At 37.4% G+C, this 8385-nt stretch carries 8 protein-coding genes and 1 pseudogene; all 9 read right to left on the bottom strand.

What is annotated here, in order from left to right; genetic code table 11:
* Positions 1-582: 582 nt before the first annotated feature.
* The 9 genes and pseudogenes from KFO35_RS13495 to KFO35_RS13455 all read right to left on the bottom strand — a co-directional run bounded on the left by KFO35_RS13495 (position 583) and on the right by KFO35_RS13455 (position 7755).
* The gene (locus tag KFO35_RS13495; RefSeq protein WP_024634702.1) at positions 583-1125 is read right to left on the bottom strand and encodes a PBECR4 domain-containing protein; all 543 of its coding nucleotides are present in this window, start codon (positions 1123-1125) and stop codon (positions 583-585) included.
* Between the two features lie 312 nt (positions 1126-1437).
* The gene (locus KFO35_RS13490) at positions 1438-1989 is read right to left on the bottom strand and encodes a tyrosine-type recombinase/integrase (RefSeq protein ID WP_002307628.1); all 552 of its coding nucleotides are present in this window, start codon (positions 1987-1989) and stop codon (positions 1438-1440) included.
* A gap of 239 nt (positions 1990-2228) precedes the next feature.
* Positions 2229-2846, bottom strand: a complete 618-nt coding sequence (locus tag KFO35_RS13485; protein ID WP_002319351.1) for a CadD family cadmium resistance transporter — start codon at positions 2844-2846, stop codon at positions 2229-2231.
* 16 nt (positions 2847-2862) lie between these two features.
* A complete protein-coding gene (locus KFO35_RS13480) occupies positions 2863-3225 on the bottom strand; it encodes an ArsR/SmtB family transcription factor (RefSeq protein WP_002300950.1) in 363 nt (120 codons plus the stop codon).
* Positions 3226-3534: 309 nt separating this feature from the next.
* Positions 3535-5439, bottom strand: a complete 1905-nt coding sequence (locus tag KFO35_RS13475; RefSeq protein ID WP_002307621.1) for a heavy metal translocating P-type ATPase — start codon at positions 5437-5439, stop codon at positions 3535-3537.
* Positions 5440-5636: 197 nt separating this feature from the next.
* Complete coding sequence (locus tag KFO35_RS13470) at positions 5637-5870, bottom strand: heavy-metal-associated domain-containing protein (protein WP_002292161.1); 234 nt, start codon at positions 5868-5870, stop codon at positions 5637-5639.
* Between the two features lie 146 nt (positions 5871-6016).
* A pseudogene (locus KFO35_RS13465) lies at positions 6017-6355 on the bottom strand (prolipoprotein diacylglyceryl transferase family protein); the annotation flags it as partial.
* Positions 6334-7038 carry a Crp/Fnr family transcriptional regulator gene (locus tag KFO35_RS13460; protein ID WP_002292156.1) on the bottom strand — a complete coding sequence of 235 codons (705 nt, stop codon included), beginning with the start codon at positions 7036-7038 and terminating at the stop codon, positions 6334-6336. The gene KFO35_RS13460 and the pseudogene KFO35_RS13465, both read right to left, overlap by 22 nt.
* A 144-nt stretch (positions 7039-7182) precedes the next feature.
* On the bottom strand, positions 7183-7755 hold the full coding sequence (locus KFO35_RS13455; RefSeq protein WP_002292150.1) for a Dps family protein: 573 nt from the start codon (positions 7753-7755) through the stop codon (positions 7183-7185).
* Between the last annotated feature and the right edge of the window lie 630 nt (positions 7756-8385).

The raw sequence follows: 8385 nt of genomic DNA, 5'->3' as shown, positions 1-8385 counted from the left end.
TCCAGCTAAGTAAAGATTGACGATTTGTTGCTTGAATTCTTGTGAAAAAGTTCTTCGTGTTCTCTTAGACATAAAAATTCCTCCTGGTATGTTTTCTTCTAGTCTACACACCTTAATTTTTCTGTCTAGTTAATTGTAGCCTATCCAACTTAAGATTAATGACACTAAATTAACAGACTATACGTAGTATCTATTTGCTATGACCATATCTTATATCCATAAGTCAACTCAGCCGGACTAAAAGGGCTAATCTTACTAGAACACAAGCTGCACTTGATATGCAAATTAACCCTGAATCGGAAAGGTGCTTAAATTGGATATTAACGGAGGGATAAAGTAAAATTTATCTCTAGGGAATGTTTAGAAAGGATCCAAGTTCCTTAACAAGTGACAATTAGTAATGTAGTAACAACGATAGATTGTATGCCGAACATTTCAATTTGATACGTATAAAAGACGATTTCAAGCTCATCCGTGATAAATAACCCACATGAATGATTTGAAATCGTCTTAAAATGCTTTATTTTATAACCCAAAATAGAATAATTACTTCAAAATGACGTCGCATATCACTATTAATGATTAATCGATGACTTCCATAATCATTTTAAGTTCCCCGGATGTTAAATCCTCGCTAAAAATGCCAGTAACTTTTTGTCCAGGTCCAATTTCCTTTGATGATAGGTTTAACAAAGAGATAGGGATATAGATTAATCCGTTTTGTTTCAAAGACAGAGCCAATATTTTTTTCCTTGTTCGAATAGCTGCATCATAGCGAAGAGAAGAGTAAACACCTCTGCCAACAATAGAAATATGCTTCCCCAATAATAAATCAAGGCTACCTATTACTTGTAATTTCTGAAAGGTCATCCCATCCGTTTTGATTTGAATATCCTGTAAATTTATTTTCCTGTCTAAGGCATCTTGAAAAAACAAGTGTGTGCCTCTGCGATAATCAATGCCACAGAGGTGCATAAAATTAGTTGTCGAAAAAATAATCGCTACCGTTGAGACTTCTCCGACAAAGGATACTTTTTTATCTACAAAATGTTCTTGTAAGAGATGAGCAGCCTTATAAATCGCGTTTAACTGTCTGGTAATTTGGGTTGTCTCTTTTATAGACATGCGTTTGTATTCTTTTTTTGCCGCGTGCGAAGAATGCTCCTTTTTCCCAATAAAAAAAGCTGCTCAAAAGAGCAGCCTTTTGTACAGGTTTAGTTTTGGTGCTTGCCACCCGCCGGACCCTTACGTTCCGGATTTGTATCGAGTTTAGTTTTGGTGCTCGCCACCCGCCGGACCCTTATGTTCCGGATTTATATCAAGTTGACTATGAGCCTGCTCTCATTTGTATATATAATATACCAAAAAAAGGTTGATTTGTCCAATACTGTGGGTGATTATAACCGTCTTACTGTGCTTATCTATTATATAATACAATCAAAAACCTAACCGAAAATTTAATAACGTTTCACTGATTTCATCTTCATTAATTCCGATGTAGCGTTTGGTAATCTTCTCGCTGCTGTGACCAAAGATTTCCATTAAGGTGGCCACGTCTTTGGTTTTCTTGTAATAGTGGTAACCAAAGGTTTTTCGTAGGGTGTGGGTGCCGATATCGTCCCTTCCTAACAGCTTCGCGACCTTTTGAAACATCTGGTAGACCGTATTGACTTCTAAATGGCCGCCCTTAGTACTGGGAAACAAGTAAGCCTCCGGATCTAAGGGTGCGGTATAGCCGTGAATCAAGTCCTGTAAGCTGCTTAAGTATAAAATGCGTGTTTTCCCTGTCTTTTGCTCCACGATGCGCGGGTTTTTTGAGGTAATCACGTCTTTTTTCTTGAGTTTAACGATGTCGGACATGCGCAGACCGCTGTTAATTCCAATTAGAAACAAGAAAACGTCACGTTCCGCATTTTTATTCCGTCGCAGGCAAAATAAAAAATCATTAATCTCCTGTTGCGACCGTAGTGGCTGAACATTATAGCCCATGACAATCCCTCCTTTTTAGTCTGTTCGAATACATGATTATAGTTATTACAACACGAAATCGTGTGTTTAGGGGGAGTAAAAAAAAAGAACCCTATAAGGATAGGATTCTTGATACATGATTTTATGTAATTTCATGTATCGAATTATATTACTTAGATAATGCGCCAATCTGTTAGTACAAAAAAAAGACAACGAGTTTTAATCGCTGTCTTTTTTTGTACTAACAATCAAACTATTTATTAATTAAATAAACTCAATACAGTTTGAATCGTACCATTTTCGATCAATATATAAATTCCTAAGCCAATAAACACTATAGGAACAAGGATTCGTTCATATTTTTCTAAGGTTTCGGAAACAAAAGAAATCTTGGCTAATTTGTAACTGATATAGCAAAGAACCGCAACAGAAATAGCAAATACGATTAGAGCGGTGACAATCTCTGAAAAAGATAACGAGGCAAAGTAAGGAATATAAATCCCTAAGTTATCGCCACCAGAAGCAATTGTTATTAAGGCAACGGTCCAAAAGAAGCGGTTTGTTCCTCTTGATTCAAGCTTTTCAACGACTTCCTCTTCTTCTTCCTCCTCTTCGCCAACCAATGCCACTCTGATTCCTAAGAAAATCGGAATTAGACCGAGAAGCCCAATGATCCAATCTTGCGGAATGAAATTCAGCACATATGCTGCAAATAAACTTACGGCTACTAAGATACCTGTTCCTAGATATTGACCCCAAAAAATCTGACGGAGCCCTTTTTTTGTATGACTTTGAGAAAAAATAATCAGCAAGATAAACAAATAATCAATGCTGGTAGAAATATAAACAGCGATAGCTGAAAAAATACTTTGTAACAAAATAACTTCCTCCAAACTAAGATTTCATAGATAGATTTTCTGATAACTTTAAAAAAACATGAATAGCGGAAAGGATGTCTTCATTCGCTAAAGAGTAATAAACTACTTTTCCATCTTGACGTGATTTTGCCATTCCATGTTTTTTTAAAAAACGTAAATGGTGTGACGTTGTAGCGACACTAGCATTAAGTATTTCTGCTAAATCACAGACACACATTTCCTTATAGGTTTCTAAAGCATAAAAAATTTTAATTCTAGAAGAATCGCTGAAACATTTCCCTAACACAAGTAAGTTTGAAAAATCTTTTTGATCCAATTTTTTTTTTATTACATTTACTTTTTCTTTATGTACGATAGTCACTTGGCAAACTTTTTCCATTCATCTCACCTCACATTCAAACGGTCGTTTGAAGGTAGTATATCTATTTGATCACTCGTTTGTCAATCTACCTTAATTTCAATACACTATTATAAGCAATTTCATGTGTTACAACTTAATAGGAATTTAAATTTTATTATTAAATTTTTTAATCATTTACACGAAAATTAATTTTATAAAGAACATACTCTATACTCTTATTTTTTTTCAAGAACTCAAAAAAGCGGAAAATCCCAGATTTAAAAATCTGAGTTTCCGCTTTTGTCATTTCAAGGATGGACTATTGTCTCAGCCTCTTCTAATTTATTCTTAAGATATTTTTACTTTCTCTGCAGGTGCTGATACTTCTTTTTGTTCTTTTCGACCTTTCAACTTATACTTCATTAATCTCATGCCATTGAAAATTACCACCAAGATACTACCTTCATGAACCAACATTCCGATAGACATATTCATCCATTCGCTGAAGAAGACGCTGGTCAACAAGACCAACACTACTCCAATTGAAATCACGATATTTTGTTTCATATTATTTGCGGTGGCTTTTACTAATCCTAATGCGTGAGGCAAGTTGCTGAAGTTCGAGTTCATTAAAACGACATCGGATGTTTCAATCGCTACGTCCGTTCCGCTTCCCATTGCGATTCCAATGTCTGCTAAAGCTAAGGACGGACTATCGTTAACGCCATCTCCAACAAAGGCTACAATTTGACCACGTTGTTGAAGTTTTCCGATATAAGCCGATTTGTCTTCCGGCAACATGTGGCCGTGAGCTTCGGTCAAACCAAGTTCGCCGGCGACCACATCAACGGTTCCTTGGTTATCTCCTGAAAGAACGACTAGATTTTTCACGCCCAAGTCTTTTAATTCCTGCAAATTAGCTTTCACACCCGGACGGACTTGATCGCGAATGCCCATCAGTACTTTTAATTCACCGTCGACCGCTGTCAAAACGAGAGAGTTCCCATGTTGTTCAAACCGTTTGATATCTTTTTGCACCTTTTTGCTGAGAGTGACATTTTCTTTTTCCATCAAGGCCACATTCCCAACAGCCACTCTATGTCCAGCTACACTTGAAACGATTCCGCCGCCTTTCACGACTTCAGTTCCTTCAACAGGATAAAAGTTTGTTTCTCCAATTTGATTTAAGACCGCTTTTGCTAATGGATGATCTGATTCCCGTTCCACACTGGCCAGATAGCCAAGCGTTTCAGCAGGATCTTTTTCATACAGTTCAGTCGCTGCAACGGTTGGGTTTCCGACAGTTAAAGTACCTGTCTTATCAAATACAATTGTATCCACATTGCTGAAGTCTTGAATGACTTCACTCCCTTTTAAAAGAACACCGTTACGAGCACCATTCCCAATACCGGCAACGTTTGAGACAGGCACTCCGATAACTAATGCGCCTGGGCAACCTAGAACCAAGATGGTGATTGCTAACTCAATATTTTGACTGAACGCCCATACAACAATTGCCAGAACCAAGACAGCTGGTGTGTAGTATTTAGAAAAGCGATCAATGAACCGTTCCGCTTCGGATTTAGAATCTTGTGCTTCTTCCACGAGTTCAATAATTTTTCCAAATGTGGTGTCCTCACCAACTCGGTCAGCTCTGATTTGAATCGTTCCGTTTTCTAAAATGGTTCCTGCAAAAACTTCTGCATCAGCTAGCTTGTTGACTGGAACAGCTTCACCTGTAATGCTAGCTTCATTGATATGCCCTTCACCCGTAAGGACTATGCCATCTACTGGAACTTTCGCACCCGTTTTAACGAGCAAGATATCCCCTTCATCTATATCATCCACTTCTACTTCTTCAAATTCGCCATTATCCATTTGTTTCAAGGCGCTTTCGGGTGCCATTTCAGTCAATTCTTTGATAGCAGATCGCGTTTGGTTCAATGTTCGTTGTTCCAAGTAGTGTCCGAATAAGAATAAGAACGTGACAATAGCCGATTCTTCATAGTTTTGAATAAAAAGCGCACCAATCGCTGCAATACTGACTAAGACATCAATACTGATGACTTTGACTTTCATTGCTTGAAACGCTTGAATGGCAATTGGCGTAATCCCAAAGACAGAGGCGATGATCAAAGACCACTCTGAAAGTCCTACGTTTTCTAAAACAAAGTGACTGAAGAAACCGAGTACGATTAACAATCCACTGATGACGGTGATAACATTTTTCTTGCTTAATATATATTGTTGCATGCTTTTTCCCTCCAAATTTAATTTCTCTTTTATTGATAAACACAGTATAAGATAATTGCCTAAGTAATTAATTGACTGACATCAAGTTTAGAAAGTTCTCTTTTATCGTTTCTAGGCACCTCGAATCGGATTGCAACAAAAAAAGCAATCCTGGAAAAATAGCTTTTCTTCCAGAATTGCCTAGTTCATTTAATCTGTTAAGCGGCCTTGACTTTTGCTTTAAGGACCGGATAGCCTACGTTTTCGATAGCTTTTTGAATCTCTTCAATCGAAGTGACAGCTGAATCAAAATTGGCTTTGACTTTGCTGGAGTTGAATAATACTTTAATGCTGTCTTTATCAACACCGTTAACTGATTTTACGGCACCTTCAATTTTTTGCATACAACTTGGACAAGACAACGTTTCTAATTGCAATATAGCTTTTTCCATAATTCCTATCTCCTTTATGTGTTTTTATTTTATCGGCAGCAGATTAATGAACACTGCCTTTTCCTCTTTACAACTGTAGTATAGCTCCCTTTTAGCAAACGAAAATTGACGCATATCAAGTTTTGCACTTCTTTTTATCTTTTTGCTCAATTCACCATCTTAATAGTCTTTTTCTGCCCCTTATTGCCATCAGAATAATAAGAAATTGGTGGATAATCTTGTCTGCGTATAAACCATACTACAATCGCGCCAATAAACAGGGCCAGAGACAAGGCTTGCGAAACGCGGATCCACTCGCCAATCCATAAACTGTCCGTTCGCATACCTTCAATGAAGAACCGACCCACTGAGTACCACAAAACGTAACTCAAAGCGACTTCTCCTTGACGCAAAAGCACTGAGTTCTGTCCCGTTGTTAATAAAGAGCGACAGAACACCAACGTGTAGAAAAAAGTGTGTCCGATTATTCGCTGTAAAGCAATAAATCATCTAAATCCTGAATCTTGATCCTTTTCCCAGACAGCTGTTGAATCAATCCCTCGTCCTCCAATTCTCCAAATTTGCGACTGATGGTCTCAGGTGTCGTTCCTAAATAGGAAGCAATGTCCTTTTTTGCCATCGGCAGGGTGATGGTGGGAGAGTTGCCCATTTCAGGTTCCACATTTTCTGCCAAAAACAAAACTAAACGGGTAATGACACTCTCCACGGCTACTTGTGTCGTTTGACGTTCTGAACTTTCTAACCGTTTAGACATTTCCGCCAATAGTTTTAAAGAAATAGCTGGGTATTGTTCCAGAAAATCTTGGACATCTTTTTGCTGAATCATACAGACAACGGTATCTCGGGTTGCTTCGGCATATTCCTCGTGTACTGCATCCGGGTTGAACAAGGTCCATTCTCCGGTGAAATCACCAGGGTTCAAGATCCGCACTAGCTGCTCTTTGCCAGAGTCTGCCAATCGATAAATACGGATTTTCCCACGATTGATAATATATAAAGTATCCTCTTTTTCTTGTGAACGAAACAGAAACTCTCCTTTTTGATACTGTTTCGTGTGGGCTTTTTCAGCAATGTAATTCATCGCGCTATCCTCTAAGTGATTGAATATTGGAACCAAGCGGATACAGGCTGCGTGGTCGCCAATTTCATGATGGGTATGTTTAGTCAATTCATTCTCCCCCTTTATTTATTTTGTTTATATTCGCTGCTTTTATTATATAAGTCTCTTACTACAAAAAAATTGATGCACATCAAGAAAATAGAAAAAGGACTGGAAAGAATTCCAATCCCTAAATCAGCTTCTACTTTTACCTTAATCTTCATCCTCATCAAGAGCGTCATCATCTTCTAATGCTTCTTTACCAATGAACGCTTGCAGCATCCAAATGTTCTTGTCTAAGTCATTTTTAAAAGCAATCAATGTATCTTCTAAAGCATCGTCACCCTCGTCTTGAGCTAAACGAATCGCGCGAATAGTTAGGTCACGGGTGCTTCTGAAGTCCTCGATAATATTTTCAACCATGTCTTCTGCTTTAGCGTATTTATTAACTGCATCTTCCGAAAGCATCGAATATTTTTCAAATTCAACCGTTGTCGAAGCAGGTTTATGCCCAGAAGTAATTAGACGCTCCGCAAGTTTGTCGAACCATTTTTCATTTTCGTTATACAACTCTTCAAATTTTTCATGCAACGTAAAGAAATTGGCTCCTTTTACATACCAGTGATATTGGTGCAGTTTCACATGTAATGTATGCATGTTGCCTAAAAGATGATCCGCAATGGCCGCTGCATTAATTTTCGTATGATGAACATGTTCCTTGTGTTCTTGTTCTTCTTGTAATCTTTCTTGGGGTGTTCTTTCTTGAGTAGCTTTATTTTCAGTCATGATTTATTCCTCCTATAATTTTGGTTTGTTTAAAATAGCTTTCTTTGATTCCTCCTTTTTCTTTACTGAATTTAGTATAGGATAGATTTCCGTTAAAAAAATTGACGCTCATCAAGAAAAGTATTTCTTAATAGACGCCAGGCTTCTCTATTAAATTCAACTGAAATAATCAAAGGAATGAAGTCGTTCCCTCCAAACAAAAATTTCATTAAAGTAGGGCCTAAAAAAAGAATAGCAACTATACTTTGTCAAGAGACCTGACTGCTATTTTTTTGCTTGTTATTCTTCAATTACCAAATGTCTTGCCTTGCAGTATATTTAATACTCTTTCTCACTAGTGTTGCATGCAACACTAGTGAGAAAGAGTATTAATAAGATTAACCTAGAAGAATAACTTTACTTTATTTATGTCATACCATAAATAAAAATTGAAAAGAATTTTTTTATTTATTTTTAGTAGATCGATTAATAGGAGTTTTAGCTTGGGAGCGTCAATAATTTTGTGTAAATGGTTCTTCCCTACTGTAGATTGTTTCTAATTCTCCATCGGTTGACTCAGCATTTGTTCGAGCTCGCCTTCGGCCTGTTGGAAACCTTTATGACTGCGACCTAGGAATTTTTGGTTGTAAG

Origin of the sequence: Enterococcus lactis, assembly GCF_015751045.1 — a bacterium.
Taxonomy (GTDB): domain Bacteria; phylum Bacillota; class Bacilli; order Lactobacillales; family Enterococcaceae; genus Enterococcus_B; species Enterococcus_B lactis.
This window is presented reverse-complemented; position numbering and strand designations above follow the sequence as displayed.

What these genes read in the sequence shown, in the direction of transcription:
- KFO35_RS13495 (WP_024634702.1), bottom strand. Translation starts at nt 1,125, where the DNA reads ATGTCTATAAAAGAGACAACCCAAATTACCAGACAGTTAAACGCGATT.
- KFO35_RS13455 (WP_002292150.1), bottom strand. Translation starts at nt 7,755, where the DNA reads ATGACTGAAAATAAAGCTACTCAAGAAAGAACACCCCAAGAAAGATTA.
- KFO35_RS13470 (WP_002292161.1), bottom strand. Translation starts at nt 5,870, where the DNA reads ATGGAAAAAGCTATATTGCAATTAGAAACGTTGTCTTGTCCAAGTTGT.
- KFO35_RS13475 (WP_002307621.1), bottom strand. Translation starts at nt 5,439, where the DNA reads ATGCAACAATATATATTAAGCAAGAAAAATGTTATCACCGTCATCAGT.
- KFO35_RS13490 (WP_002307628.1), bottom strand. Translation starts at nt 1,989, where the DNA reads ATGGGCTATAATGTTCAGCCACTACGGTCGCAACAGGAGATTAATGAT.
- KFO35_RS13480 (WP_002300950.1), bottom strand. Translation starts at nt 3,225, where the DNA reads ATGGAAAAAGTTTGCCAAGTGACTATCGTACATAAAGAAAAAGTAAAT.